Origin of the sequence: Nocardioides sp. GXQ0305 (assembly GCF_050880345.1) — a bacterium.
In the GTDB taxonomy this organism is placed as follows: domain Bacteria; phylum Actinomycetota; class Actinomycetes; order Propionibacteriales; family Nocardioidaceae; genus Nocardioides.
Genome location: NZ_JBNYXG010000003.1, coordinates 1 through 25,313 on the forward strand (window position 1 = coordinate 1; position 25,313 = coordinate 25,313).

29 protein-coding genes and 3 tRNA genes are annotated in these 25,313 nt (G+C 73.3%); 13 read left to right on the forward strand and 19 right to left on the reverse strand.

Translation table 11 applies throughout. The annotated features are described in order from the left end of the window. Positions 1-82: 82 nt before the first annotated feature. The 5 genes from ACQ1X7_RS08545 to ACQ1X7_RS08565 all read right to left on the reverse strand — a co-directional run bounded on the left by ACQ1X7_RS08545 (position 83) and on the right by ACQ1X7_RS08565 (position 4,127). A tRNA-Arg gene (locus ACQ1X7_RS08545) sits at positions 83-155 on the reverse strand. Next, on the reverse strand, positions 146-922 hold the full coding sequence (locus tag ACQ1X7_RS08550; RefSeq protein WP_432477758.1) for a glycosyltransferase: 777 nt from the start codon (positions 920-922) through the stop codon (positions 146-148). Before ACQ1X7_RS08550 ends, ACQ1X7_RS08545 begins: the two co-directional genes overlap by 10 nt. Beyond that, complete coding sequence (locus tag ACQ1X7_RS08555) at positions 919-2,274, reverse strand: PIG-L family deacetylase (protein ID WP_432477759.1); 1,356 nt, start codon at positions 2,272-2,274, stop codon at positions 919-921. The genes ACQ1X7_RS08550 and ACQ1X7_RS08555 overlap by 4 nt, the downstream gene beginning before the upstream one ends. Continuing rightward, on the reverse strand, positions 2,271-3,323 hold the full coding sequence (locus tag ACQ1X7_RS08560; protein WP_432477760.1) for an acyl-CoA dehydrogenase: 1,053 nt from the start codon (positions 3,321-3,323) through the stop codon (positions 2,271-2,273). Before ACQ1X7_RS08560 ends, ACQ1X7_RS08555 begins: the two co-directional genes overlap by 4 nt. 156 nt (positions 3,324-3,479) lie before the next feature. After that, positions 3,480-4,127: a response regulator transcription factor gene (locus ACQ1X7_RS08565; RefSeq protein WP_432477761.1), complete on the reverse strand. Its 648-nt coding sequence runs from the start codon at positions 4,125-4,127 to the stop codon at positions 3,480-3,482. Positions 4,128-4,331: 204 nt separating this feature from the next. Here ACQ1X7_RS08565 and ACQ1X7_RS08570 point away from each other — a divergent pair, with 204 nt between their 5' ends. Next, on the forward strand, positions 4,332-6,158 hold the full coding sequence (locus tag ACQ1X7_RS08570) for a phosphoenolpyruvate carboxykinase (GTP) (protein ID WP_432477762.1): 1,827 nt from the start codon (positions 4,332-4,334) through the stop codon (positions 6,156-6,158). A gap of 55 nt (positions 6,159-6,213) precedes the next feature. Beyond that, positions 6,214-7,248 (forward strand): LuxR family transcriptional regulator, encoded by a 1,035-nt coding sequence (locus ACQ1X7_RS08575; protein ID WP_432477763.1) that lies wholly within the window; start codon positions 6,214-6,216, stop codon positions 7,246-7,248. Between the two features lie 155 nt (positions 7,249-7,403). Here ACQ1X7_RS08575 and ACQ1X7_RS08580 read toward each other — a convergent pair whose 3' ends face one another. The 3 genes from ACQ1X7_RS08580 to ACQ1X7_RS08590 form a co-directional block, all read right to left on the reverse strand. Then, on the reverse strand, positions 7,404-7,529 hold the full coding sequence (locus ACQ1X7_RS08580; protein ID WP_432477764.1) for a hypothetical protein: 126 nt from the start codon (positions 7,527-7,529) through the stop codon (positions 7,404-7,406). Between the two features lie 187 nt (positions 7,530-7,716). Further along, positions 7,717-7,806, reverse strand: a tRNA-Ser gene (locus tag ACQ1X7_RS08585). Positions 7,807-7,893: 87 nt separating this feature from the next. After that, positions 7,894-8,340: a hypothetical protein gene (locus ACQ1X7_RS08590; RefSeq protein WP_432477765.1), complete on the reverse strand. Its 447-nt coding sequence runs from the start codon at positions 8,338-8,340 to the stop codon at positions 7,894-7,896. Between the two features lie 113 nt (positions 8,341-8,453). Between ACQ1X7_RS08590 and ACQ1X7_RS08595 the strand changes: the two genes are divergently transcribed. Then, the gene (locus tag ACQ1X7_RS08595) at positions 8,454-8,807 is read left to right on the forward strand and encodes a hypothetical protein (protein WP_432477766.1); all 354 of its coding nucleotides are present in this window, start codon (positions 8,454-8,456) and stop codon (positions 8,805-8,807) included. A gap of 516 nt (positions 8,808-9,323) precedes the next feature. Here ACQ1X7_RS08595 and ACQ1X7_RS08600 read toward each other — a convergent pair. From ACQ1X7_RS08600 to ACQ1X7_RS08615, 4 genes are all read right to left on the reverse strand, one after another. Continuing rightward, positions 9,324-9,412 (reverse strand) — tRNA-Ser (locus ACQ1X7_RS08600). Positions 9,413-9,466: 54 nt separating this feature from the next. Continuing rightward, complete coding sequence (locus tag ACQ1X7_RS08605; protein ID WP_432477767.1) at positions 9,467-9,697, reverse strand: biotin/lipoyl-binding carrier protein; 231 nt, start codon at positions 9,695-9,697, stop codon at positions 9,467-9,469. Between the two features lie 49 nt (positions 9,698-9,746). After that, positions 9,747-10,991, reverse strand: coding sequence for a hypothetical protein (locus ACQ1X7_RS08610; RefSeq protein WP_432477768.1), 1,245 nt, complete (start codon positions 10,989-10,991; stop codon positions 9,747-9,749). 11 nt (positions 10,992-11,002) lie between these two features. Further along, complete coding sequence (locus ACQ1X7_RS08615; protein WP_432477769.1) at positions 11,003-11,767, reverse strand: carbon-nitrogen hydrolase family protein; 765 nt, start codon at positions 11,765-11,767, stop codon at positions 11,003-11,005. 50 nt (positions 11,768-11,817) lie between these two features. Here ACQ1X7_RS08615 and mobA point away from each other — a divergent pair, with 50 nt between their 5' ends. From mobA to ACQ1X7_RS08635, 4 genes are all read left to right on the forward strand, one after another. Beyond that, on the forward strand, positions 11,818-12,363 hold the full coding sequence (gene mobA, locus ACQ1X7_RS08620) for a molybdenum cofactor guanylyltransferase (RefSeq protein WP_432477770.1): 546 nt from the start codon (positions 11,818-11,820) through the stop codon (positions 12,361-12,363). 61 nt (positions 12,364-12,424) lie between these two features. After that, positions 12,425-12,751: a DUF6457 domain-containing protein gene (locus ACQ1X7_RS08625; protein WP_432477771.1), complete on the forward strand. Its 327-nt coding sequence runs from the start codon at positions 12,425-12,427 to the stop codon at positions 12,749-12,751. 19 nt (positions 12,752-12,770) lie between these two features. Further along, complete coding sequence (locus ACQ1X7_RS08630; protein WP_432477772.1) at positions 12,771-13,748, forward strand: NAD(P)H-quinone oxidoreductase; 978 nt, start codon at positions 12,771-12,773, stop codon at positions 13,746-13,748. A 16-nt stretch (positions 13,749-13,764) separates the two neighbouring features. After that, on the forward strand, positions 13,765-14,373 hold the full coding sequence (locus ACQ1X7_RS08635) for a bacterial proteasome activator family protein (RefSeq protein ID WP_432477773.1): 609 nt from the start codon (positions 13,765-13,767) through the stop codon (positions 14,371-14,373). A gap of 76 nt (positions 14,374-14,449) precedes the next feature. Here the strand turns inward: ACQ1X7_RS08635 and ACQ1X7_RS08640 are convergent, their stop codons facing one another. The 6 genes from ACQ1X7_RS08640 to serS all read right to left on the reverse strand — a co-directional run bounded on the left by ACQ1X7_RS08640 (position 14,450) and on the right by serS (position 18,921). Then, on the reverse strand, positions 14,450-15,016 hold the full coding sequence (locus ACQ1X7_RS08640) for a hypothetical protein (protein ID WP_432477774.1): 567 nt from the start codon (positions 15,014-15,016) through the stop codon (positions 14,450-14,452). A gap of 190 nt (positions 15,017-15,206) precedes the next feature. Then, positions 15,207-15,998 carry an HAD family hydrolase gene (locus tag ACQ1X7_RS08645; protein WP_432477775.1) on the reverse strand — a complete coding sequence of 264 codons (792 nt, stop codon included), beginning with the start codon at positions 15,996-15,998 and terminating at the stop codon, positions 15,207-15,209. 1 nt (position 15,999) lies between these two features. Then, positions 16,000-16,479 carry a GNAT family N-acetyltransferase gene (locus ACQ1X7_RS08650; protein WP_432477776.1) on the reverse strand — a complete coding sequence of 160 codons (480 nt, stop codon included), beginning with the start codon at positions 16,477-16,479 and terminating at the stop codon, positions 16,000-16,002. After that, positions 16,476-16,790, reverse strand: coding sequence for a DUF1905 domain-containing protein (locus tag ACQ1X7_RS08655; protein WP_432477777.1), 315 nt, complete (start codon positions 16,788-16,790; stop codon positions 16,476-16,478). Before ACQ1X7_RS08655 ends, ACQ1X7_RS08650 begins: the two co-directional genes overlap by 4 nt. After that, complete coding sequence (locus tag ACQ1X7_RS08660) at positions 16,787-17,614, reverse strand: HAD family hydrolase (protein ID WP_432477778.1); 828 nt, start codon at positions 17,612-17,614, stop codon at positions 16,787-16,789. Before ACQ1X7_RS08660 ends, ACQ1X7_RS08655 begins: the two co-directional genes overlap by 4 nt. A 2-nt stretch (positions 17,615-17,616) precedes the next feature. Then, on the reverse strand, positions 17,617-18,921 hold the full coding sequence (gene serS, locus ACQ1X7_RS08665) for a serine--tRNA ligase (RefSeq protein ID WP_432477779.1): 1,305 nt from the start codon (positions 18,919-18,921) through the stop codon (positions 17,617-17,619). 87 nt (positions 18,922-19,008) lie between these two features. Here serS and ACQ1X7_RS08670 point away from each other — a divergent pair, with 87 nt between their 5' ends. Further along, a complete protein-coding gene (locus tag ACQ1X7_RS08670; RefSeq protein ID WP_432477780.1) occupies positions 19,009-20,586 on the forward strand; it encodes a diacylglycerol kinase family protein in 1,578 nt (525 codons plus the stop codon). Positions 20,587-20,666: 80 nt separating this feature from the next. Here the strand turns inward: ACQ1X7_RS08670 and ACQ1X7_RS08675 are convergent, their stop codons facing one another. Next, positions 20,667-21,080 carry a DUF4446 family protein gene (locus ACQ1X7_RS08675; RefSeq protein ID WP_432477781.1) on the reverse strand — a complete coding sequence of 138 codons (414 nt, stop codon included), beginning with the start codon at positions 21,078-21,080 and terminating at the stop codon, positions 20,667-20,669. Positions 21,081-21,148: 68 nt separating this feature from the next. Here ACQ1X7_RS08675 and ACQ1X7_RS08680 point away from each other — a divergent pair, with 68 nt between their 5' ends. The 5 genes from ACQ1X7_RS08680 (at position 21,149) to ACQ1X7_RS08700 (ending at position 25,280) form a co-directional block, all read left to right on the forward strand. Beyond that, on the forward strand, positions 21,149-22,000 hold the full coding sequence (locus ACQ1X7_RS08680; protein ID WP_432477782.1) for a prephenate dehydratase: 852 nt from the start codon (positions 21,149-21,151) through the stop codon (positions 21,998-22,000). Then, positions 22,000-22,593 carry a TMEM165/GDT1 family protein gene (locus tag ACQ1X7_RS08685; RefSeq protein ID WP_432477783.1) on the forward strand — a complete coding sequence of 198 codons (594 nt, stop codon included), beginning with the start codon at positions 22,000-22,002 and terminating at the stop codon, positions 22,591-22,593. Before ACQ1X7_RS08680 ends, ACQ1X7_RS08685 begins: the two co-directional genes overlap by 1 nt. An 82-nt stretch (positions 22,594-22,675) precedes the next feature. Then, positions 22,676-23,041, forward strand: a complete 366-nt coding sequence (locus ACQ1X7_RS08690; RefSeq protein WP_432477784.1) for a Crp/Fnr family transcriptional regulator — start codon at positions 22,676-22,678, stop codon at positions 23,039-23,041. 19 nt (positions 23,042-23,060) lie between these two features. After that, complete coding sequence (locus ACQ1X7_RS08695; RefSeq protein WP_432477785.1) at positions 23,061-24,164, forward strand: adenylate/guanylate cyclase domain-containing protein; 1,104 nt, start codon at positions 23,061-23,063, stop codon at positions 24,162-24,164. Positions 24,165-24,173: 9 nt separating this feature from the next. Then, complete coding sequence (locus ACQ1X7_RS08700; protein WP_432477786.1) at positions 24,174-25,280, forward strand: GNAT family N-acetyltransferase; 1,107 nt, start codon at positions 24,174-24,176, stop codon at positions 25,278-25,280. The last annotated feature ends 33 nt before the right edge of the window (positions 25,281-25,313 follow it).

Here is a 25,313-nt window from a genome sequence, read left to right on the forward strand (position 1 = left end):
AAAGGCCGACGCCTCAAGAAGCCCTGAAATGCAACGATGTCCCGCAACACCTGCCAACGGTGTCGCGGGACATCGCACCCCGCGCGCCCGTAGGGATTCGAACCCCAAACCTTCTGATCCGTAGTCAGATGCTCTATCCGTTGAGCTACGGGCGCCCGTCGTCGACCGTGACCGGGCGAGCGACTGGACGAGGATAGCCGACGGGTCGGAGGGCGACCGAATCGGCATCCGGGCTCTCGGCGGGAGCCACCTCGTGGGCGAGCGCCCTCAGATAGGCGGCGAAACCGTCCGGCGCACGGGCCCTGGAGCGGCCGGAGCTGACGACGGGGGTGCCGCCCGAAGCCACCGGTGCACCGGCGTCGCGGAGGGCGCGGACGAGCGCGACGTCCTCACCGCTGGCCAGGGCCCGGAAGCCGCCGACGGCCCGGTACGCCGCCAGCCGGACGCCGAGGTTGGCGCCGTGGACGTGGTGGCCGATCCGCGGGTGCCGACGGTGCCACTCGCGCAGGACGGCGGGCAGCAGGTCAGCGGGGTCGGGGTGCACGCGCCCCAGCAGGGCGTCGTACCCGGCGGCGGCCGCGGCCAGGTGGTCGAGCAGCCAGCTCGGGCCGACCCGGCTGTCGGCGTCGGTGGTGGCGACCCAGGTCGCGGCGTCGTCGAGCACGTCGCGGGCCGCGGCCGCCACCCCGAGGGCGCGCGCCCTCCCGACGTTGCGGGCATGACACTCGACCACCTCCACGTCGTGTCGGGCGGCGACGGACGCGCTGCGGTCGGAGCAGTGGTCGAGCACGACCACGGTCCGCACCGTCGCGGCAGGCCGTACGGCGCCGGCAGCTGTCGCCACCTGCTGCAGGCACTGGCCGAGGACGGCCTCCTCGTCGTGGGCAGGCACCACGACGAGCACCCGGGAGACGGCGCTCACCAGAGCGGGTCGGGCATCTGGTCGCCGGGGCCGAGCAGCAGGATGGACACGTCGCGGTCGTCGTACGACGCCAACCGCTCGCCGGGCACAGCGGCCCCGAACGCGCCGTGGACCGTCTCCCCGTCGAGCACCCACCCGACGACGGGGTGCCGCCAGTGGCACAGGAGCACGACCCCGGACGGCGCGAGGCTGCCGACGACCCGCTCGACGAGCCGGTCGAGCGCGGCGGGCGACAGGAAGTAGCCGACCTCGCTGACGACGACCAGGTCGAAGGAGCCGTCGGGCCACTCCTCGGGCAGCTGCCGCTGCTCGACGGAGACGTGCTCGAGGTCGGCCAGCCGCTGCCGGCTGGTGCGGACCGCGGCAGCGCTGCGGTCCACGGCGACCAGGCGGCGGCACCGCTCCGCGAGCGCCCGGGTGGTCACGCCGGTCGAGCAGCCGACGTCGAGCACCCGGTCGAAGCGTCGCCGCGGGAGGACGGCGAGCGTCAGGGCCCGCTTGCGCTCCTCGTACCACCGCACGTCGGCTCCCCACGGCTCGGCGCCGCCGACGTGCAACCGGTCGAGGGCGGGGTCGTCCGCAGGCTCGGCGAGGAAGACCTCGACGGGCCGGGCGAAGTGCGCGAGCACGTCGGGTCCGAGCAGCGTCTCGTCCCCGGGGAGCTCCGAGAGTGGCGCGACCTGGCTCCGGTGACAGGCAGTCGCGTGCTGCTTGCGCTGCAGCTCTCGTCGGTCCAGGGGCAGCGCCACCGCCGTGGTCCAGTCGCCCGGGTCGGGCGTGAGCCAGTGCCACGCCCAGACGGGGTACTCCAGCAGTCGCGCCCCGGTCCGCACCGCTGCAGCGGCCGCCGCCCGGCCCGCCGCCTCGTGGTCGGGATGCCCGTCGTGCCGCCACGGCGCCACCAGGAGGGTGCGGCGGCCGTCGCCCACGTGGTCTGTCAGCCTCTCCACGCACGCCTGCTCGACCGCGGCGACCCCACCGTCGGCGAGGCGCCAGTACTCGAGCGTGATCCCGCGCCCGAGCTGCTCGAGCGCCTCACGTCCCTCCCGGCGTCGGCGAGCGGCCAGCATGTCGCGCGAGTTCGTCGGCGAGCCGGGGTGGCTGCCCTCCCCCGACGTCAGGGCGATCACGGAGATCCCGGCCTCGGAGCCGTGCGAGGCGCGCGCGAGCAGCCCACCCGCGCCGAGCGTCTCGTCGTCGGGGTGGGCCGAGACCACGACCACCCGCTCGACCGGTACGCCGGCTCCGTCGACGAGCACGTCGCGGCGGGGCAGTCCCTCGACGATCGGGTCCCACGCGGCCGCCGGAGTGCCGGCGACGTCGTGCCGGAAGTCGACGGGCTGGGGCCTCACCACGGGTGGCCCTGCTCCGCGACCAGCCGGCCGAGCTCGGCCAGGTCCCGCTCCGCGTGGTGCTGGCGCAGGTAGAGCCGCAGGTCGGCCACCCGGGCGGCGTGGTCGGGTTCGCCCACCAGAGGCCCGGGACCGAGGTCGTGGTCGACGGCCGTGAGCACCGCCTCGCAGGAGGACGCGACCACCGCTCGGGCTCGGTGGGCGAGCAGCGCACCTGCGACACCCGCGGCACACCCGGCGTCGACGTCGGCGGCGGCGCGGTGCAGCACCGCACGGGCAGCGGCGAGCCGCTGGTCGACCTCCCCGAGCAGGAGGTGCGCGACCTGGTCGCGGGGGCGGGACCGCGGCTGGGCCAGTCGCCGCGCCAGCCCGACCGCACCGCCGTACCAGACCGCGGCGACCCCGAGGCCGCCCCAGGCGAAGCCGTCGCGGGCGAGGTACCAGCCCGGCGGCCCGATCGGCCGTGCAGGTACGTCGGTCAGCGTCACCGGGAGGCTGACGACGTCGCGCAGCCCCCGCGCGCTCCACTCGTCCGGTGCCGAGGTCCCGACCCCCCGCGCCGTCAGCTCGACCGCGAACAGGCCACGCTGCTCGTCGTCCACCCAGGCCGTGACCAGGGCGTGGGACAGCCTGTCCGCCAGGGAGCACCAGGGCTTGGTGCCCGACAGCCGCCAGCCGGCGCCGACCGGGGTGGCGTCCACCCGGACGCCCGGGCCCTCGGCGGCGTACACGCCCCACGTGGCGCCGGGGACCGGGACGCCGTCGTGCCCGGCGGCGTCCGCCTCCTCGAGGATCGCGAGCGCGTCGACGTGCGGCTCCACCGCGCGGGCCAGCTGGAGGTCGTGGGCCCCCAGCGTGGCGAGCACGGACCAGCGCTCACCGGTGCGACCGCGACCCGGTGGGGGCAGCACCGCGCCGAGGTCGCGGGCGGCGTCGGGCCAGCAGCCCGGACGGCGGTACCGGCCGTCCCCGGCCAGTCGCCGTACGGCGTCGGTCACGCGCGCGTCGCGCGGGCCCTCCCGCCCGATCCGCACCTCGTGGGGTTGCATGCGCCTCCTTCGCCGAGAAGGCGCAGGGCGTCCCTCCCCGATCGGACTGCGTGAGCCCTGGGGGACGCCCCGCGCCGGCGGGCGCCAAGACCGCCGACGCCTACACAACCAGCGGCGGCCGGACGGCAGCACCCCCGAAGGTGTGCATTCGTCCGTTCAGGAACCGGGAGGCATCAGGTGCCGCACCCGGTCGGGCCGGAAGCCGTGGTCGATGCCCCACAGCACCGCCCGGGTACGGCTGTCGACGCCGATCTTCTGGTAGAGGGTGCGCACGTAGCTCTTGACCGTGTTGATGCTGAGGAAGGCGCGCTCGGTGATCTCCTGGTTGCTCAGGCCTTGGCAGATCAGCGCCAGCACCTCGGCCTCACGCGGGGTGAGGCCGTGGTCGTCGCCGGGCCAGCTCCCGAAGGTCCCCTCGACGTCCTCCACCGCGGGCACCACGGTCTCCCCCGCGTGCACCGCCTCGAGCAGCTTGACCAGCTCCTCGCCGGACACGCTCTTGGAGATGTAGCCGGCCGCGCCGGCGGCGAGCGACTGCTCGACCAGCTCGGTCTGCGTGTTCCAGCTGAAGATCACGACCTTGGCCCTGGTCGGCCCCACCAGGGAGGCGACGTCGATGGCCGCTCCCTGCGCCTGACCGAAGGAGTCGTAGAGGACCAGGTCGACCTCGGACTCCAGCGGCAGCCCGCTGTCGAGCTCGACCACCCGCACCCGGTCCGGGAAGCGCTCGAGGACGGCCCCGATCCCGAGCACCACGATCTCGTAGTCGTTGACCACGGCGACCCGCAGCGGCGCACCCTCCATGGCCGCAGCATAGGCAGGACACCCCCGCGGGGTGTGCCCGGGACCGGAGGCGGCGTTCGTAGATCGATCCAATAGGTGCGCAGGACGGACGCCGGTAGCCTCCCGCGCAATCCGTCGCCGCCAACGATGCCGTGCGATCTCCTCTGCGTCGCGAGGTCTCGAGGCTCGCTTCGCTCGCACCTCAACCTCCGGAGAGAGAGCTGCATGACCGCCACCATCACCAGCCAGTCAGGCACAGGCGCCCCGACCACGCACCAGGGGATCCTCGACTTCGTCGCCGAGGTCGCCGAGCTGACCCAGCCCGACCGCATCCACTGGTGCACCGGCTCCGAGGAGGAGTGGGACGAGCTCACCCGCGCCCTCGAGGCGACCGGCACCTTCACCCGGCTCGACCCCGCGAAGAAGCCGAACAGCTTCCACGCGGCCTCCGACCCGACCGACGTCGCGCGCGTCGAGGACCGGACCTACATCTGCTCGGTCGACGAGAAGGACTGCGGCCCCACCAACAACTGGATGGACCCCGCGCAGATGAAGGAGATCATGCGCGGGCTGTACGCCGGCTGCATGCGCGGCCGCACCATGTACGTCATCCCGTTCGTGATGGGACACCTCGAGGCCGAGAAGCCGATGTTCGGCATCGAGCTCACCGACTCGGCGTACGTCACGGTCAGCATGCGCGTCATGGCCCGCATGGGCAGCCACGTGCTGCAGCGCATGACCGAGCTCGAGGCGCCGTTCGTGCCGTGCCTCCACTCCGTCGGCATGCCGCTGGAGGAGGGCCAGGCCGACGTCGCCTGGCCGTGCAACGACACCAAGTACATCGTGCAGTTCCCCGAGGAGCGCGCCATCTGGTCCTTCGGCTCCGGCTACGGCGGCAACGCCCTGCTCGGCAAGAAGTGCTACGCACTCCGCATCGCCAGCGTGATGGCCCGCGACGAGGGCTGGCTCGCCGAGCACATGCTGATCCTCAAGCTCACCAGCCCCGAGGGCGTCGTGAAGTACGTCGCGGCCGCGTTCCCGTCGGCGTGCGGCAAGACCAACCTCGCCATGCTCGAGCCCACGATCCCGGGCTGGAAGGTCGAGACCCTCGGCGACGACATCGCCTGGATGCGGATCGGCGACGACGGCCGGCTGTGGGCCGTCAACCCCGAGTACGGCTTCTTCGGCGTCGCGCCCGGCACCAACGAGCACACCAACCCCAACGCGATGAGGACCATCAACCAGGGCAACTCGGTCTTCACCAACGTCGCGCTCACCGACGACGGCGACATCTGGTGGGAGGGCCTCGAGAACCCGCCGGCGAGCGCCACCTCGTGGAAGGGCCAGCCCTGGACCCCGGCGAGCGACGAGCTCTCCAGCCACCCCAACAGCCGCTACTGCACGCCGATCACCCAGTGCGACATCCTCGCCCCGGAGTACGACGACCCTCGCGGCGTCCCGATCGACGCGATCCTGTTCGGTGGCCGCCGCAAGACCACCGTCCCGCTCGTCTTCGAGGCCCGCGACTGGACCCACGGCACGTTCCTGGGCGCCACCCTGTCCAGCGAGACCACGGCCGCGGCCGTCGGCCAGGTCGGCGTGGTCCGCCGCGACCCGATGGCGATGCTGCCGTTCATCGGCTACCACGCAGGCGACTACTTCACCCACTGGATCAACGTCGGCAAGGACAACGACGCGTCCAGGCTGCCACGGATCTTCTACGTCAACTGGTTCCGCCGGGACGACCAGGGGGGCTTCCTGTGGCCCGGCTTCGGCGAGAACAGCCGGGTCCTGAAGTGGATCGTCGAGCGGATCGACGGCCGGGCCGCCGCGACCGAGACCCCGATCGGCCACGTGCCGGCGCCGGGCGACCTCGACACCGAGGGCCTCGACATCGGTGACGACCGGCTCGCCGCGGCGCTGCGCGTCGACCCCGAGGAGTGGGCAGCCGAGCTGCCGCAGATCCAGGAGTGGTTCGAGGGCTTCGGCGACCAGCTCCCCGCCGTGCTGTGGACCGAGCTGGACGGCCTCAGGGCGCGCCTGGGTCACTGACCACCGGTACCCTCTCCAGACGGACGCGCGGGGGAGGCGGAAAGAGGGGTGGCAGGTGCGTGAGCTCGGTCCCGACGACCGCGCCCTGTTCGAGTCCGTCGCGACCGCCCTCTACGAGGACGTCGTCGACGCGGGCGGCATCGACGCCGACGACCCCCGCGTCGTCGAAGGGGCGGCCGAGCGCCCGGCGTTCGACCTGCTGGTCGAGCTGGGGCTGCTGACGACCGACCGCGGCTCCACCCGCTTCCTGCCGGTCGACCCGGTGACCGTGCAGTCGCGGATCGTCTCCCCGCTCGGCAACGAGGGCTCGCGGCTGCTCCTCGAGTCATCCCGGTGGGTGCAGGCGTTCACGCCGGTGGCGCAGGCCTTCAAGCGCGCGCCCGCCAGCTCCGAGAGCTCGATCATGATCCTCCACGACGACGCCGACGGGACCGGCCGCTCCCGGATCGACTCCTACATCGCCGGGCTGGTCGAGGAGTGCGAGGACGAGGTGCTGACCGCCCAGCCTCAGGCCGGGCGCGACGCCGAGACGCTCGCGGCCGCCGCCGTACGCGACACGGCGATGCTCGAGCGCGGCACCCGGATGCGCACCCTCTACCAGCACAGCGCCCGACGCAGCGCGATCACGACCGACTACGTCGCCGAGGTCACCGAGCGCGGCGCCGAGGTGCGGACCCTCGACGAGTTCTTCAACCGGATGATCGTCTTCGACCACCGGATCGCGGTGATCCCCGGCAAGGAGCAGGACCTCGACACCGCCGTGGTGATCCGCGAGCCCTCGGTGGTCGACTACCTCGTCGACGTCTTCGAGCGCGCCTGGGAGCGGGGGCGGCCCTTCACCAGCCGCGACTCCGGGATGTTGCGCGACATCGCCGTGGAGCAGCGGGCGATGACGATCCGGATGCTGATCGAGGGACACGCCGACCCGGTCAGCGCCAAGCGGCTGGGCGTGAGCCCGCGGACCTACGCCGGGTACGTCGCCGACCTGAAGCAGGAGTACGAGGCGGAGACCCGGTTCCAGCTCGGGTACGTCATGGGCACCCAGGGCGTGTCGGGCCGGGAGCGCCCCGACTCCGACCCCGACGACTGACCCGCTCCGGGCAGAGCACGAGGGCAGTGACCGGGTCACTGCCCTCGTGTGGCGGAGACGGAGGGGCCGGGGGACGGCCCTCTGACCAGCTGTCTTGGGGGGACTCGTGGTCCCGTCTCACGCCGGAATGGTGGCTCGTGTCAGCGGGTGGTACGTCAGGGGATGGCGACGCCCTTGCCCCAGCTGGTGTCGGCGGTCGCGGTGCCCGCCGTGCTCCCGAGAAGACCGAGGGACAGTACAGCCGCGACCAGCGCAGTGGCTACCTTCTTGGCGATCTTCATTCGATTCTCACTCCACATGTGGGTTGCTTCACTCGCCTCGGGGGTGTGAGGCGTTTCCAGTCTCGGTGGCCGTGCCGCTCGACGGCAGCCGATGCGTGGGCCATTTCTGTGCATTGCACTTTCATGCAAGCGCCAGAGGCGGCCGCGGGGCTCACCCCTCTGGATGAGCCCGCGCCGACCCTACGCGCGGAGGCGGCGGGATTTGAACCCGCGAGAGGGGTTTGCCCTCAACCCGCTTAGCAGGCGGGCGCCATAGACCGGACTAGGCGACGCCTCCTCCACCGCCGGATCCTCGCGGCCCGGACGGCGCAGGTCAGGCTACCGGTCACGCCGGGCGACGCCGAATCGAGCGGCCCCCGCGGCCTCAGAGCGGGCGGAGTCCCTCCCCGCGCCGCAGGTGGGCCCTCAGGTCGGCCACGAACTCCTCGCGCGGGGCGCCGACGGCCGCCACCGGGATGCTGGTCGTGCGACCGTCCTTCAGCCGCAGCACCACGCAGTCGACCCCGTGCGGGCTGGCCGCCACGGCGTCCTCGACCTGGTCCCAGCGGGCCGACCGCACGCCGGCACCGCGGACCATCCGTACCCGGTAGCCCGCGTCGTCCAGCTGGACGACGCGCACCTGCCGGAGCGGGACCACCAGGGCCACGACGACCACGAGGGCACCCGCGCCGATCGCCAGCAGCAGCGTCGGCGGGCCGCCGAGAACGGCGATCAGCACCGTGCCGGCGAGGACGAGGAGTGCCAGCAGCACCAGTGCGAGTCCCACCAGGCGGGCGGCCAGCGCCGGTGCGAGCCGATAACCGGACGACATGGGCACCGATCCTCCCGCATGGCCGGAAGAGGCCGCCGAACGGGGTTGTGGTGGATCGGGTCGCGGGTTCACACTCGAAGTTCCTGTCGGGCCGAACTCCCTCGGAGCCCACCATGAGCCTAGCCGCGTCGAACCTCCAGCCCGACCCGCTCGGTGCCCCTGCGTCCGCCGGTCAGGCGTGGCGCGCCGAGCTCCGCCGGACGCTCTCCGGCCTCCGCGACCTGCTCGTGGCCGAGTCGCCTGCGGCGTACGACGGGTGGCTGGCCGCCCGTGAGGCGCGCGCGACCCGGGAGCGCACCCTGCTGCTGCGGCGGGTCGCCGCGCTGCGCGACGTGGTGCAGACGGCGAGCGAGGCGGTCGCCCGGGCCGAGGTGACCCGGCTGCGGGGCGACGTCGACCGGCACCGCCGCCGCGCCCGCGACCTGCAGTGGGACTCGGTGCAGCTGGAGCTCGGCGGCTCCGAGTAGAAGCCTCACCGGTGGTTGAGGAGGGCCGTCAAGGCCCGTCTCGAAACCACCCCTGACAGAAACGGTCCGCCCGCGACCGCCGGAAGTCGCGTGGCCGCTGCTCCGGTCATGGTGGTTTCGAGACGGTTGCAGAGCAACCTCCTCAACCACCGGAGTGTGACCGCGTCCTCCGACGGGCAGGGAGGACGCTTCACCGGTGGTTGAGGAGGGCCGCCAAGGCCCGTCGAAACCAGCCCTGACCCGACCGGTCCGCCCGCGACCGCCCAGCAGTCGCGTGGCGGCTCCTCCGGTCACGGTGGTTTCGAGACGGTTGCAGAGCAACCTCCTCAACCACCGAGAACGTGACCGGGGCTTCGCCGGTGGTTGAGGAGGGCCGCCAAGGCCCGTCTCGAAACCACCCCTGACCCAACCGGTCCGCCCGCGACCGCCCAGCAGTCGCGCGACCGCTGCTCCGGTCACGGTGGTTTCGAGACGGTTGCAGAGCAACCTCCTCAACCACCGGACAGGGGGCTCGGGCAGAGGGGGCGGGATTCGAACCCGCGGCTGACATCTCTGCCAGCGACCGCTTTCAAGGCGGTTCCGATCGGCCACTCCGGCACCCCTCCGAGCCGTCGGAGCACGCCCCGGCGGCACCCGCGGAGTCTACGGGTGGTGGTGGCTCAGGCTCCCAGCGACAGCAGTACGTCGCCGTCCTGGACGACGTCGCCGGGGCCGACCCAGAGGCCGGTGACGGTGCCGCCGTGCTCGGAGACCACGGGGATCTCCATCTTCATCGACTCCAGCAGCACGACCGTGTCGCCGGGGGCGACCGTGTCGCCCGGGGCGACGTAGACGGTCATCACGTTGGCGACCATCTCGGCGACGATCTCGATCTCCTGGGCCCTCGGCATGGGGCCGACGCTATCCGTTACCGGTGCGTACCGCGCCACCGGCCGGTCCTCACAGCAGGGAGTCGATCCGGGACGGCTCCGGCCGCAGCGCGGCGGCCTCCTCGGCCCGGCGGCCACGCCGTCCGCGGCTGCTGCGACCACCGGTGAGGGCGACGTCGACCCGGATCAGCACGAGGCCGAGCACCAGCCCGACGAGGACGCCGTACCCGAGGGCGAGGCTCCACTCCTCCAAGGACACCGACGGCTGCAGGAACGCCTGCGCCACGGGCGCGGTCGCGACGACGCCGAACACGCACACCCACCAGCCCTGGCGGCGCCGCGCCCGCATGTGGACCCCCCACATCAGCGCGGGGATGCCGAGCACGGCGACGATCGGTCGCGGCGACGCGCCGGCGTGGTCACGGAGCCAGAAGATGCCGTCGTTGACGTTCTCCACCAGCGCCGGGGTGCCGTAGCGGCGGAGCAGCTCGCCGTACGCGAGGGTCAGGGCCAGCACGACGCCACCGACGAGGACGAGGAGCAGGCCGCGCCGGCCGAGGCCGTGCAGGCCCGCCCCCAGCCGGTAGACGACCACCAAGCCGCCGAAGAGCGCCATGCCGAGGGTGAGGTACTCGAAGCGGGCGAAGTCGATGCTCGGCTGGAGCCCGGCGGCCGCCAGCCCGCCGAGCGCCGCGACGACCATCGCCACGAGCACCTCGCGGACGGCGGTGCGCGTCTTCACCGCCGGCACCGTCGCCACCACCGCGAGGATGGCCGAGATCGCGCACACCATGACCGCCCCGCCGTTGCGCAGCAGCTCGCGGTCGGTGAGCAGGATCGCGCCCCCCACCGCCAGCGTGAGCAGCCCGAAGACCACCGGTCGGCCGCCGGTGCGGGCGGCCAGGGCCCAGACGTACGTCGCCGCGACCACGACCGCCCCGGCCTCGGGCAGGATCTCGGGCCCCCAGCCGACGACGCCGGCGCCCAGGGCCGCGGCGCCCGCGAGGGTGAGCAGGAGCCACAGCGTGGCCCAGGCCCGGACCCGGACCCGGCTCGGCGACGTCGGCTCGGGCGGCGGCTGGATGACCGGTTCCGTCGGCGGCGCGGGGTCCCTCGCCGGTGGTGGTGCCGGAGTCGACGGAACCGGGGTCGGCGCCGGCTCCGTCGAGGGGTCCGGTGCGGGAGCTGGGACGGGGGGCGGCGGAGCAGCGACGATGCGGGAGGGCCCGGATCGGGCCGCGGCCGGGGCAGGAGACTTCCGCCGCGACCACCGCCGCGGCTTCTCCGCGCGTCGTCGAGGGGTGCTCCGGGCCACGACGGCGAAGGCTACCTGCGGCGGTTGGCGAGCGAGGGGTTGGTCCTGCGGGCCTCCTCGACCAGCGCCGGGTCCAGGGTCGCGTGCAGCACGGTCGCCTCGTCCTCGCCCGCCTCGACGACGACCTCGCCGAACGGGTCGACGACCATCGAGTGCCCCGAGTAGCGGGGCCCGGGCTGGGCAGCCGCGACGACGTACGCGACGTTCTCGATCGCCCGGGCCCGCAACAGGGTGCGCCAGTGGTCGACCTTGCGCTCGCCCGCGACCCAGGCCGACGGCGCCACCAGCACCTCGGCGCCGGCGTCGACCAGGGCGCGCGCCTGCTCGGGGAAGCGCAGGTCGTAGCAGGTCATCAGCCCCAGGGTCAGGTCGCCGAGGGGGGCGGTCACGGCCGACACCGGGCCGGCGCTGAGCCGGTCGGACTCGCGGTAGCCGAAGGAGTCGTAGAGGTGGACCTTGCGGTAGTCGGCGTACGCGCGGCCGCGCAGGAGCAGCGTGTTGAAGGGCCGGTCGCGGTCGTCGGACACCTCGAACATCCCGGCCAGCACCGTCGTCGCGCGGGCCTCCGCGACCCGTTCCACCTCGCGGCCGAACGGGCCGTCGACCGGCTCGGCGTGACCGCTCACGTCGGAGCCGGGACTGCCGAAGTCGCGGGCGAACGCCTCCGGGAACACCACCAGGTCGGCGTCGTCCGGCGTCAGCTCCCGGAGCAGCCGTCGGTTGTCCTCGGGCTCCAGGCCGGAGGCCTGCTGGACCAGGGCCACGCGCAACGTCACGGTCCCAGAGTGCCACCCCGCCCCGTGGGTGCGGCTGGGAGACTGCCCGTGTGGACCTCGCGGCCGTGATCCTCGCGGGCGGCACCGCCGCCCGGCTCGACGGCGCCGACAAGGCGTCGCTCGAGCACGCCGGCGCGACGTTCCTCGAGCACGCGCTCGCCGCCACCGGGGCCGCCGCCGAGGTCGTGGTGGTGGGGGACCCGGTCCCGACCAGCCGGCCGGTGACCTTCGTCCGTGAGGACCCGCCGCTCGGCGGCCCGGTCGCGGGCCTCGTGACCGGTCGCGGCGCCCTGGCCCGCACCCCCGACGCGGTGGTCGTGCTCGCGGTCGACATGCCGTTCGTCACCGCCTTGACGGTCCGCCGACTGATCGAGGCCGACGGCCCGGACGGCGCCGCGCTCGTCGGCCCCGACGGCCGGCGGCGCCTGGTGCTGCTGCTGCGGACCGCCGCGCTGGACGCCGCCTCGCCCGACGACCCGCACGGCGCGTCCGTCGGCGCCCTGCTCGCCGGGCTCGACCTCGCCGACGTCACCGCCGAGGCGGACGAGGCACGCGGCGTCGACACCTGGCGGGACCTGCGCGACCTGCCGCGGTGAGCCGCGGACCGCTGGGCGGCCCGGGGTTGCGGGTCGCGGTGTCAGTGGACACGCTGGACCCGTGAACCTCCACGACTGGATCGACGAGCTGTGCGACGCGCTCGACGTCGAGACCGAGGTCGACGAGGCCCTGGTGCTCGACCTCGCGCGGACCGCGGCTCATGACGTGACCAAGGTCGCCGCGCCGATCACGACGTACCTCCTCGGATTCGCTGCCGGGCAGCAGGGTGCGGGACCCGCCGAGATCGAGAAGCTGGCCGCACGGGCCCAGGCGCTGGCCGACGGCTGGGACCGTCCGGCGGACGCTCCCGACCCCGACGACGTCGACGACGAGGTGCCCGACGACAGCGGGGTCGACCACAGCGACGACGCCTACGAGGGCGCATGACGGCGGGCAGGAGCCACGGATGAGGGCGGTCGTCGCCGACGGTGCCGGCGGACCCGAGGTCCTCTCGCTGGGCGAGGTCCCCGACCCCGAGCCCGGTCCCGGTGAGGTGCTGCTGCGGGTGGCGGCGACGGCGGTCAACCGCGCCGACCTGCTGCAGCGCCAGGGCCACTACCCGCCCCCGCCGGGCGCGTCGGACGTGCTGGGGCTGGAGTGCAGCGGAACCGTCGCCGCGGTCGGCGAGGGCGTCGACCGGTGGTCGGTCGGTGACGAGGTGTGCGCGCTGCTCGCGGGCGGCGGGTACGCCGAGCAGGTGGTCGTGCCGGAGGGACAGGTCATGCCGCTCCCCGACGGGGTCGACCTGGTCACCGCGGCGGCGCTCCCCGAGGTGGCCTGCACCGTGTGGTCCAACGTGTTCATGGTCGCCGGGCTGCAACCCGGGGAGCACCTGCTGGTGCACGGCGGCGCCGGCGGCATCGGCACCTTCGCGATCCAGCTGGCCACCGCGCTGGGTGCCCACGTCCACACCACCGCCGGCTCCGCGGCCAAGCTCGAGGTGTGCGCAGAGCTCGGTGCGGAGACCACGATCAACTACCGGGAGCAGGACTTCGTCGAGGTGGTGCGGGAGGCCACCGGCGGCCACGGCGCCGACGTGGTGCTCGACAACATGGGAGCGGCGTACCTGCCCCGCAACGTCGACGTCCTCGCCACCGAGGGCCGGCTGGTCGTGATCGGGATGCAGGGCGGCAGCACGGGTGAGCTCGACCTCGGCGCGCTGCTGCGCAAGCGCGGCGCCGTGGTGGCCACCGCCCTGCGAGCCCGGCCCGTGGCGGGCAAGGCCGCGATCTGCGCGGCCGTCGTCGAGCACGTGTGGCCCCTGGTGGCCGACGGCAGGGTCCGGCCGGTCGTGCACGAGACGTTCCCGCTCGACCGGGCCGCCGACGCCCACCGCGCGATGGAGGCCAGCGACCACGTCGGCAAGCTCCTTCTCACGACGTGACCCGTAGGGTTGGCCCATGAGCGAGCAGTCGTCGGAGTCCTCCGGGCAGGAGCAGCACGTCGTGGTCGTCGGCCCCGACGGGCAGCCGGTGGGCTCGGTCCCCGCCAGCGTCATCGCCGCCGCGACGGCGGGCGACGGTGAGGAGTCCGGGGGCGAGGAGGCTCGCGGCATCAGCGACCTGGTCGAGCAGCCGGCGAAGGTGATGCGGATCGGCAGCATGATCCGCCAGCTGCTCGAGGAAGTGAAGGCCGCGCCGCTCGACGAGGCCAGCCGCAGCCGGCTCAAGGAGATCCACCACGCCTCGATCGCCGAGCTCGAGAGCGGGCTGGCGCCGGAGCTGGTCGAGGAGCTCGAGCGCCTCTCCCTGCCGTTCACCGACGACTCGGTGCCCTCCGAGGGTGAGCTGCGCATCGCCCAGGCCCAGCTGGTCGGCTGGCTCGAGGGGCTCTTCCACGGCATCCAGACCGCGATCTACGCCCAGCAGGTGGCTGCCCGCGCCCAGCTGGAGCAGATGCGCCGCCAGCTGCCCGCCGGCATGACCCCGCCGCAGCCCGGCGCGCCAGGTGTCCCCGGCCAGCAGCAGCGCCCGCCGGGGCAGGGTGACTCCGGCGGCATGTACCTCTGACGACGGGCCGGCGGTGGGTGCCGCACCCTTCCTGACGGCACCACGGTGCAGGAGTCACCGCTGACGCGGTGGCCGCTCAGGCGCGCCGGCGTACGACGATCCAGCCCAGCAGACCGACCAGGACCATGGCGGCACCGGGCGCGGCGATCCGCACGAACTCGGGCGGCGTGTCGTCGGACTGCACCCGGGTGTAGGTGGGCTCGACCGGTTCGGGCTCGGGGGGTTGGTAGGCCTCCCCCGGGCCGAGCGCCTTCTCGACCTGGGTCAAGGTGCCGGACCGCGCCCGGGTCGTGCCGTAGCACTCCTCGGACACCAGCCGGGAGCGGTCGTCACGGGCGAAGACCAGGTAGTCCTGGTCCTGGTTCAGCTTCAGGCCGCAGCTGTCGGTCGGCGAGACGACGTCGACCGCGTCCGAGGAGACCTCGCCCTTGTAGATGAGGTCGACGTCGAAGGCGAGGTCGAGCTCGCGACCGTTGCGCTGCTGGCCGAGCATCTGACCGGTGAACACGACGTCGGCCTTCCTGGAGGCCTGGGGGACCGACGGGACCTGGCACGAGCACGCCTGCGCGGCGGCCGGGAGCAGCACCAGCCCGGCGCACGCGAGCAGCAGCGCCATCAGGGCTCGTCGGATCCGGCGGGACACGCGAGCCATGGTCACAGATCCGGCGGACGGCAGGCCAGTCGGGGCGTCGGGCTACGAGTGGCTGGAGCAGCAGGCGGAGCTCGTCGGGCGGCGCTGAGGGGTCCGGCGGGCGGACGCGGGGCAGCGGTGGGTGGTCCACCGTTTCCGCACGCCGAACGGTGGACCAGCCACCGCCGGCTCCGAGGCTCGGTCAGAGCCCGAACAGGTCGGCGAGCACGGCGGCGACGCCGTCCTCGTCGTTCGCGGGCGCCTGCCGGTCGGCCGCGTCGAGCACGTCCGGGTGGGCGTTGGCGACGGCGTACGACGTGCCGGCCCAGCGGAGCATCGGTACGTCGTTCGGCATGTCGCCGAAGGCGACCGTGTCGGAGTCGTCCACGCCCAGCCGCTCGGCGAGCGCGGCCAGCGCGGAGGCCTTGGTGACCCCGGTCGCGCTGATCTCGACCAGCCCCTCCATCGACCAGGTCGGGGTGGCGAGGTCGCCCACCGCGTGCTCCACCCGCTCGCGCAACCGCTCGTGGTCCGCGTCGGGGTGGCGGACCAGCAGCTTGAGGGCCGGCGCGCTCCACAGCTCGCCGACGGAGGCCACGCTGCTGCCCTCGGGGATCCGCTCGGTCTCGAGGAACCCGGGCGCGATCGAGATCCCCGCCACGGTCTCGACCGCGAAGGTGGCTCCCGGGAGGTGCTCCTCGATCCGGCGTGCCAGCTCGGCCCCCACCGCCACCTCGATGCCGCGGACGTCGTGGGCCTCGTCGGCGGCCACGTCGTAGACGGCGGCGCCGTTGGACACGATCGCCAGGCCGTGCCGGCCGACGACCGGCCGCAGGGCGGAGAGCCAGCGCATCGGGCGGCCGGTCACGATCACCACCGGGACGCCGCGACCGTCCAGCTCGGCGAGCACGTCGCGGCTGCGGTCCGAGAGCGAGCCGTCGGTCCGCAGGAGGGTGCCGTCGAGGTCGGTCGCGACGAGCCGGGGCGCGCGCACGTCAGCCCCGCGGCAGCGGGCGGGCCATCACCAGCTCGCCCGCGTCGGTGCTGCCCCGCAGCTCGCTGAAGCCGCACCGCGCCAGCACCCGCAGGCTGGCGGCGTTGTCAGGGACGACACTCGCCCGCAGCCGTACGCCGACCGCGTCGGTCGCCGCCAGCAGGCCGCGCAGCGCCTCGGTCGCCACACCCTGTCCGCGGGCCTCGGGGACCAGGCCGAACCCCACCTCGGTCTCACCGTCCTCCGGGAGGCCGTAGCAGCCGATGGACCCGACCGCCTGGTGGCCCAGCACGACGTGCCGTGGGCCCCAGTGGTCGGTGTCGCCGGCGTGGACCAGGGACGCGGCGTCGACGTCGTCGGGCCGCGGGTAGTCGCGGTGCCAGCGGTCCTGGCGCCGCCCGGCCCGCATGTCGGCGGCGTCGTCGACCGTGACCGGGACCAGCCGGAGCCGCGCGGTCTCGATCCGCTCGGGGAGCCTCATCCGCGCACCTCCAGGGTGACCGTGAGCTCGTCGCCCTCCTCGACGCCGTGGGCCTGCCGCACCGCCTTCTTGACCGGCAGCACGAAGCAGCCGGACTCGGCGTCGGGGAACACGCTGGTCTCCCAGCGGGAGGTCCCGACCTCGACGCGCACCGGGACCGAGCCGAAGCCACGCGGTTCGCCGGCCACCAGCCGCAGCTCGTCGCTCACGTCTCGGGGCAGCGTGACGAAGCACCAGGCGGACGGGTCGGCCGTCTCCTGCCGCGCTGCCCACCGCCACAGCGGCGCGGTGAAGCCGAAGGTCTCGCTCACGCGGGGAACCAGCGGGTGAGCTCGGAGACGGCGCCGTCGTCCCAGACGGTGTCCGTGACGTGGTCGGCGGCGGCCCGGACCTCCTCGACGGACTGGCCCATCGCCACTCCCCGCCCCGCCCAGCGCAGCATCTCGATGTCGTTGCGACCGTCGCCGATGGCCAGGACGTCGGCCTGCGCGACGCCGACCTTCTCGGCGACCAGGGCCAGGCCGGAGGCCTTCGAGACCCCGACCGGGGACAGGTCGAGCCACGCGGTCCAGCCGACGACGTAGTCGGTGCCGTGCAGCCCCAGCCGTCGCCCCAGCTCGACGAAGTCGTCCGCCGTCGCCTCCGGGTCGCGGATGATGACGCGGCTGACGTGGTCGGCCACCAGGTCGGCGACGTCGGTCTGGATCAGCTCGCCCGACAGCTCGCCGGTCGGGAACGGCCGGTTGACGCGGTACCCGACGCCCCGCTCCTCGACCGCGACCAGGGCACCGGGGCGCTCGCGGAGCACCGCCTCGACCGCCGGACGGGCGTCGAACACCTCCTCGTGCACGACCTCGACGGGCGGGTACCGGAAGGCCACCGCGCCGTTGGAGGCCACGGCCCACAGCCGGTCGGCGCCCTCGTCGGGCAGCCCCAGCAGCTCGGCGATCCGGGTCATGCCGTGGGGCGAGCGGCCGCTGGCGAGCACGATGTGGGCGCCGGCGTCGTAGGCGCGGCGTACGACGTCACGGGTCAGGTCGGGGATCTGCTCGTAGGTCGTCCCGACCCCCTCGACCCACTTGAGCAGGGTGCCGTCGATGTCGAGGGCGACCAGCCCCGGCTGCCAGCCGCTCACTCTCACTCCGGAGGTCCCTGAGGAGGTCGCTCCGCGACCGTCTCGAAGGGCTTCAGGACCTCGAGCCCGCCGAGGTAGGGCCGCAGCGCCTCGGGGACCCGGACCGAGCCGTCGGCCTGCTGGTGGCTCTCGAGGAGCGCGATGATCGGCCGGTTGGTGGAGCAGAGGGTGCCGTTGAGGGTCGCGACCGGGCCCGTGCCGCCCTCGGCGTCGCGGCCGCGGGTGTCGAGCCGGCGGGTCTGGAAGTCGGTGCAGTTCGAGGTCGAGGTGAGCTCGCGGTAGCGGCCCTGCGAGGCGATCCAGGCCTCGATGTCGAACTTGCGCTGCGCGGACAGGCCGAGGTCGCCCGCGGCCACGTCGATCACGCGGTAGGCCAGCTCCAGCTTGTCCATGAACTCCTTCTCCCACGCCAGCAGCCGCTGGTGCTCGGCGAAGGACTCCTCGATCGTCGTGTAGACGAACATCTCGACCTTGTCGAACCAGTGGACCCGGAAGATGCCGCGGGTGTCCTTGCCGTGGGAGCCTGCCTCCTTCCGGAAGCACGGGCTGAACGCCGCGTAGCGCCGCGGCAACGACGAGACGTCGAGGATCTCGTCGGAGTGGTAGGCCGCGAGCGGCACCTCCGAGGTCCCGACCAGGTAGAGGTCCTGCCCCTCGATCCGGTAGACGTCGTCGGCGGCCTGCCCGAGGAACCCGGTGCCCTCCATCGCGCGCGGCTTGACCAGCGACGGCGGCACGACCTGCATGAAGCCGCTCGCCCGGGCCTGGTCCATCGCCATGTTGAGCAGCGCGAACTCCAGCTGGGCACCGATCCCCGTCAGGAAGTAGAACCGCGAGCCGGAGACCTTCGCCCCCCGCTCGATGTCGATGGCGCCGAGCATCCGGCCCAGCTCGACGTGGTCGCGCGGCTCGAAGTCGAACTCGGGCGGGGTGCCGACGGTCTCGAGCACGACGAAGTCGTCCTCACCCCCGGCGGGCGCCTCGTCGGCGGCGAGGTTGGGGATCTCCAGCAGCACCTCGCGCCACTCCGCCTCCGCGGAGGCCTGGGCGGCCTCGAGCCGCTTCACCTCGGCGGCGAGCTCCTTCACCTCGGCGAGCAGCGCCTGCTTCTCCTCACCCTCCGCGCGGGCGACGTCCTTGCCGCGCTGCTTCTGCTCGGCCCGGCGGGCCTCGAAGTCGGCGATCGCCTGGCGCCGCGCGGTGTCCGCGGAGATCGCCCGGTCGACCACGTCGTCGGACAGCCCGCGCTTGGCCTGGGCAGCACGGACGCGGTCCGGGTCGTCGCGGAGGATGCGCGGGTCGATCATGTCGTCAGGCTAGTCGGTGGGGCGCCCGGTCACCCGTCGGGATGGTCGACCCGTGGAGACGCCCGACGCGTCGTCATACTGGGCCGCGTGCTCGACCGCCCCCGTCGCCTGACCCTCGCCTGGTCCGCCGCCTGCTTCGTGCTGTTCGGCGTGCTGGCGCTGCTGGTCGCGCGCGACCGGGCCCCACTGTCGGGCCTGGACGACCTGGGGCGGGCGGCCGAGGACTGGGCCGACGAGCACGACGTCCTGGTCATGGTGCTGGGTTGGTTCGAGGTCGCGACGGCAACCATCGGCATGACCGTCCTGACCGTGGTCGTCGTGGCCCTGCTGCTGTGGCGTCGCCACACCCGCGCCGCCCTGTACGTCGCCGCGGTGATGTCGGCGACAGCCCTGGTGACGACGCTGGTCAAGCTGGCGCTCACCCGCAGCCGGCCGGAGTGGCAGTCGTCGGTCGACCTGCTCACCACCCACTCCTTCCCGTCGGGCCATGCCTCGTCGGTGGCCGCGTTCGCCGGGGTGCTGGTCGTGCTGACCCGGATCTTCGTGCGGCGCTCGTCGATGCGGCGTACCGTCACCGCGCTGCTGGTCGTGGCGTGGCTGGTGGTCTGCCTCGACCGGGTCCTGCTGGGACGGCACTTCCCGACCGACGTCCTCGCCGGCTCGCTGCTGGGGGTCGGCATGGTGCTGCTCGGGCTGGTCCTCGTCGACCCGGTGCCGCGCGGGCACGCCGAGAAGGCAGAGCCGCTGCCCGAGGTGTTCGCGACCGAGAAGAAGCTCGCCGTCGTCCTCAACCCGGTGAAGGTCGAGGACGTCGGGCAGTTTCGCGCGATCGTGACCACGATGGCGGCCGAGTCCGGCTGGTCGCCCCCCACCTGGCACTACACGACCGTCGAGGACCCCGGGACCGGCATGGCCGAGGCCGCGTCGGTCGGCGGCGCCGATCTGGTGCTGGTGTGCGGTGGCGACGGGACGGTCCGCGAGGTGTGCGCCGAGCTGGCCGGCACGGGCATCCCGGTGGGGATCGTCCCGGCCGGCACCGGCAACCTCCTCGCGCGCAACCTCGCCATCCCTCTGTACATCCGCTCGGCCATCGACGTGGCGCTCAACGGTCAGGACCGGGCGATCGACCTGGTGCGGGTCGAGGGCGACGGCGTACCGGACGACACGCACTTCATGGTGATGGCCGGCATGGGGTTCGACGCCGCGATCATGGAGGGCGTCAACGAGGACATCAAGAAGAGGATCGGCTGGGTCGCCTACGTGCTCTCCGGCGTCAAGTCGCTGATGTTCCCCGCCCAGCGGATCGAGATCTCGGTCGACGGCGGCGAGTACACCCGGCACCGCGCCCGGACCGTCGTGGTCGGCAACGTGGGCTTCCTGCAAGCGGGGATGCCGCTGCTGCCCGACGCGGCCATCGACGACGGGCAGCTCGATGTCGTGATCCTGCACCCGCGCAACTTCTTCGCCTGGATCCCGCTGGCCTGGCGGGTGCTGCTCAAGCGCAAGCACACCGACGAGCTGGTCGACCGCAAGGTCGGGGCCACGGTCGACCTCCGTTGCTCCGCCGACACCCCCCGCCAGCTCGACGGCGACGCGATCGGCCCGGGCAAGGAGCTCCACATGGAGTGCCTGCACGGCCGACTGCTGGTCCGCGTCCCCCGCTGACGTCGAGTTGGGCCTCGCTCGCCCTCGAGTTGGGCCTCGCTCGGGAGGCACGCCCAACTCGACCCCGAGGGAAGCCCATCTCAACGGGGGGTGGGGCGGGCGTGGGTGATCGCCTCCTCCTCCTCGGGGGAGAGCTGCTGCTCGCAGGACCAGGTGGCGATGTTCTTGGCGTAGGTCCGGGCCTCGGAGCGGCCGTGGATCGAGGTCATGACGACGCCGTTGCCGCCGTCGTCGAGCAGGGCGAGCGACCAGGAGAGGTGGCCGCCCATGTCGCCGAAGGCGTCGTAGCGCACGACGGCGAGGTGCCGCAGGGCGTCCCCGGTCTCGCGCTTCAGCGCCGCGACCTCCTGCCGCAGGCCGCGGACGTCCTCGGGGAGCGCCTCGGCGCCCGTCCCGCGCGTACGCCGCGTACGGCGCAGCCCGACCACCGCGAGCACCAGCGCCAGCACGGCGACGACGAGGGCGAGGGCGGCGAGCACGGACACGATCGACACGTGCCGACCCTATGACCGCGAGCCGGGCGTACGTCGGCGGCGCGTGGGTGGCATGGGAAAATGGCGCGGTGAGTGCCGTCGACGTCCGCCGCATCGCCTACCAGGGCGAGCCGGGCAGCAACTCCCACCTGGTGTGCCAGCGCCACCACCCCGACCACGAGGCGGTCGCGTGCGCCTCCTTCGAGGACGTGTTCGCGGCCGTCGAGGGCGGCGACGCCCACCTGGCGCTGATCCCGATCGACAACTCGCTGGCGGGCCGGGTCGCCGACATCCACCACTTCCTGCCGGAGTCCTCGCTGCACATCGTGGGCGAGCACTTCCTGCGCATCCAGTTCTCCCTGATGGCGCTCCCCGGCGCGACCGTCGACACGATCCGCACCGTGCACAGCCACGTGCACGCGCTCGGCCAGTGCCGCAAGGTGGTCCGCGAGCTGGGGCTGACCCCCGTCGTCTCCGGCGACACGGCGGGGGCCGCCCGCGAGATCGCCGAGCTCGGCGACCCCACCCAGGCCGCGATCGCCCCGCCTCTCGCTGCCGAGATCTACGGCCTCGACATCCTGCGCGAGGACGTCGAGGACGAGGACCACAACACCACCCGCTTCGTCGTCCTCTCCCGTGACTACGTCGAGGCACCGGCCGGCCGCGGACCGGTCGTGACGTCGTTCGTGTTCAACGTCCGGAACCTCCCGGCCGCCCTCTACAAGGCACTGGGGGGCTTCGCCACCAACGGCGTGAACATGACCAAGCTCGAGAGCTACATGGTCGACGGGCAGTTCACGGCCACCCAGTTCCTCGCCGAGGTCGACGGTCATCCCGCCGACCCGGGGGTCGCCCGGGCCCTCGAGGAGCTTGCGTTCTTCACCCATGACGTGAAGGTGCTGGGCGTCTACCCGGCGGCACCCGACCGGCTCGACCACTGATGGATCCCCTCGTCGTCGCGCTGACCTTCGGCGCGATCTTCGTCGTGGAGCTGCCCGACAAGACGTTCATCGCCACGCTCGTGCTCGCGACCAAGTTCCGGCCGGTGCTGGTCTGGCTCGGCGTCGGTCTCGCGTTCACGGTGCAGACCCTGGTCGCGGTCGGCCTGGGGCACGCGGCGTCCTTCCTGCCGACCGACGCGGTCCGGGTCCTGGCGCTGCTGATGTTCCTGGCCGGTGCGGTGGTCCTGTTCCGGCAGGGCCGCAGCCACCACCTCGACAGTGGGGACGAGTACGCCGCCCGGGCGGGCGACGCGTCCGGCCTCAGGGCCGTCGGCGCCAGCTTCCTGGTGCTGTTCGCGGCCGAGTGGGGCGACCTGTCGCAGCTGCTGACGCTCACCCTGGTGGCCCGCTACGAGGACCCGGTGAGCGTGTTCGTCGGCGCCCTGGGCGCGCTGCTGGCGGTCAGCGGCCTCGCCGTACTGATCGGTCGCGCGCTGCTGCGCGTCGTACCGCTGCACACCCTGCACTACGTCGGCGCGGGGGTCTGCCTCCTGCTCGCGGCGTTCACCGGCTACGAGCTCGTCGCGGCGTGACGTCCGCAACACCCTGCTGGACACCGTGACCAACCGACCGGAAGGATCGTTAGCGGGAGGGACGAGCACGGAGAGGCCACTCATGACGATCTTCGACCAGCTGACCGACCGTGAGGTCGACACGATCAAGAACACCGGCACCCACGTGACGGTCCCCGCCGACTGGTCCCCCATCTGGGAGAAGACCCCCGCCGACAAGGCCTACATCATCGTCAGCGGCGAGGCCGCCGTCCGGCGCAAGGGCGAGGAGATCGCCCGGCTCGGACCGGGCGACATCGTCGGCGAGGGGGCGATCGTCACCAACAAGCTGCGCAACGCCTCGATCGTCACCCTCGGCAAGGTGGAGATGATCCACTTCAGCGCCGACCAGGTGCACCGGCTGCGCGAGGAGATCCCCGCCTTCGCCGAGGCACTCGACCGGGTCGCCCGCGAACGGCTCGGGTCCTGAACGCCCAGCGGTCGACTGCGTGAGCGACGGTCCCGACGAGGTCCGCCTCGACGACATCGAGCGCACCCTCCTCGGCGCCCGGTGCACCCTCACGCGGCTCGAGGTGGCGGAGCGGGCCGGCGTCCCGATCGAGCTCGCCGAGGAGCTCTGGGCGCAGCTCGGCTTCCCCCGTACGGCGGACGACGACGTCGCCTTCACCGAACGGGACGTCGCGGCCCTCGAGATGACCGCCGAGCTGGTCTCGGAGGGCATCCTGGAGAGCGACTCCCAGGCGGCGCTGGTCCGCACCTGGGGCCGCAGCTTCGCCCGGCTCGCGGAGTGGCAGGCCGAGCTGCTGGCCGGGCTGGCGCTGCAGGACGACCACCCGGAGCGCAGGGTCGGCGAGCTGGTCGGGTCGGTGACGCCCAGGGTGGGGAAGCTCCAGGACTACGTGTGGCGTCGCCACCTGGTGAGCGCGGCGCAGCGCCTGCTGCCGGCGGTCGAGGCGGACGAGGAGGGGCAGCAGCTCGCCGTCGCGTTCACCGACATCGTCGGCTACACCAGCCGCAGCAAGCACCTCAGCCAGGCCGAGCTCGTCGACCTGGTCGAGACCTTCGAGGACGAGACGACCCGTGCGGTCACGGCCATCGACGGCCGGGTGATCAAGACCATCGGCGACGAGGTGCTCTACGTCGCCGAGTCGCCCCGGGCGCTGGTGGAGGTCGCGCTGGCGCTGACCGCCCGCGGCGAGGACGACGACGACCCGTTCCCGCAGGTCCGCGCCGGGATCGCGTACGGCGAGGTCACGACCCGGCTCGGGGACGTGTTCGGGCCCACCGTCAACATCGCGTCCCGGCTGACCTCCCTCGCCCGCCCGGGGACCGTGCTGGTCGACCGGGGCACCTTCGACGCCCTGACCGGACGAGGCGAGCACGCCGACGACGACCCGGACACCGCCCCCGACGGCACGCCGCTGTCCAGGATCCTCGACCGGGCCGCCGACGAGCTCGCCGACATCTCGCCGTACGCCGAGCACGAGGACCTGAAGTTCCGCCGGTTGCGCCGTACGTCGGTCAAGGGCTACCGGTCGCTGGAGCCGTGGCTGGTCAGGAAATCCCGCGACCGGCGCTCCCACCCGGACTAGAGTCCGCGCGTGACCAGCGCCGACGCCGTCCGGGAACGGTACCGCGAGATCCACGGCGACGTCCCCACCAGCCCCGCCGACGACCGGGTGCTGGCCCGGGGCCACGAGCCGGTGACCGACGAGCAGGTGCTCGCAGACATGGCCGCCGGACGGCTGCCGATGCCGCCGTACCTGCTCTCCGACGGGACGCCGGTGGCGCCGTCGCACCACCTCGACCCGGTGGCCTGGGCCGGTGGTGCCGAGGGCCTCCACGACTGGTTCGTCCGCTACTGGCCCGAGGACCGGCGCGCCGAGGCGGACCAGGCCTTCGACGACTGGATGGCCGGCCGCTTCGCCCACCTGGACCCGGCGACGCCGCGGACGATGCGTCGCGTCGAGCGGCTGCAGAAGCAGGCGCTCGAGGCGGTGGCCCGGCTCGAAGCCGACCCGCGCGACCCGGTCGGCCGCGGGTCATTGGCGGAGGCGACCGACACCCTCGACGGCCTGCTGCTGCCCTCGACCGACGTCGACCGAGCACGCCACGGCGGCACCACACCGCGGGAGGAGTGGGTCGACCGGCTCCGGCGCGACCACCTGACGGTCCCGCCCCCGGAGCTCCCGATCCGGACCGAGCGGCTGGTGCTGCGCTCCCACACCGCCGACGACACCGACGACCTCTATGCGTTCTACGGTCGCGAGGACGTCGCGACGTACCTGCTCCAGGACCCCTACCCGCGCGCGGAGCTCGACGACCGGGTCCGGGAGTGGGACTCCTCCGACGACGACTTCGGCGTGGTCATCGAGCTCGACGGCCGGGTGGTCGGCGACGTGGTGCTCATGTTCCGCGGGCCGAGCCAGGCCGAGCTCGGCTGGGTGGTCCACCCCGACGTCGGTGGCCGCGGCATCGCCACCGAGGCCGCCCGGGCCCTGATCGACGTCGGCTTCCGCCACTACGGCTTCCACCGGATCTACGCCGAGCTGGACGCCCGCAACACGGCCTCCGCCCGGCTCTGCGAGCGGCTCGGGATGCGGCTCGAGACCCACCGGCTGCAGGACATCTGGTCCAAGGGCGAGTGGACCGACACCCTGCAGTACGCCGTCCTCGCCCCGGAGTGGGAGGCCGCCGCGCAGGGGTGAGGCCGCGGCGCGGCCCAGTCACTAGAGTCGCGG